Below are 686 nucleotides of genomic sequence, written 5' to 3'. Positions count from 1 at the left end.
GCGCGGCCGCCGGTGCCGATGTCCTCGGCCATCGTGATCTGCACGTGGTCCACGTAGTTGGCGTTCCACAGCGGCTCGAACAGCTGGTTCGCGAAGCGCAGCGCCAGGATGTTCTGGACCGTCTCCTTGCCCAGGTAGTGATCGATCCGGAACACGGCGTCGGGCGGGAAGACAGACTCCACGATGTCGTTCAGCTGCCGGGCGGACTCAAGGTCGTGCCCGAACGGCTTCTCGATCACCACGCGGCGCCACTTATCGCCTTCAGCCTGGGCCAGCCCGTGCTTGGACAGCTGCCGGCAGACCTGTTCGAAGGCCTTCGGCGGGATGGACAGGTAGAACGCGTGGTTGCCGCGCGTGCCGCGGACCTCGTCGAGTTCCTTGATGGTCTCGCCGAGCCGCTCAAACGCGGAGTCGTCGTCGAACTCGCCCTGCACGAAGCGGATGCCTTCGGAGAGCTGGTTCCAGACCGCCTCATCAAATGGCGTCCGGGAGTACGTCTTGACGGCGTCCTTCACCTCTGCGGCGAAATCCTCGTTGTCCCACTGCCGCCGGGCAAAGCCCACCAGGGCAAAACTGGGCGGCAGCAGTCCACGGTTTGCAAGGTCGTAGACAGCGGGCATGAGCTTCTTGCGGGCGAGGTCGCCCGTGACTCCGAAGAGCACGAGCGACGACGGTCCGGCGATCCG

1 protein-coding gene is annotated in these 686 nt (G+C 65.3%); it reads right to left on the bottom strand.

The window, feature by feature from the left end; translation table 11 throughout:
- On the bottom strand, positions 1-686 hold a 686-nt coding region (locus tag CXQ90_RS21695; RefSeq protein WP_146068959.1), incomplete at both ends, for a glucose-6-phosphate dehydrogenase.

This window comes from Arthrobacter sp. ZGTC131 (assembly GCF_002929275.1).
Taxonomy (GTDB): Bacteria; Actinomycetota; Actinomycetes; order Actinomycetales; family Micrococcaceae; genus Arthrobacter.
The sequence above is the reverse complement of the archived record's forward strand: the minus strand, read 5'-3'. Positions and strand labels throughout refer to the sequence as shown.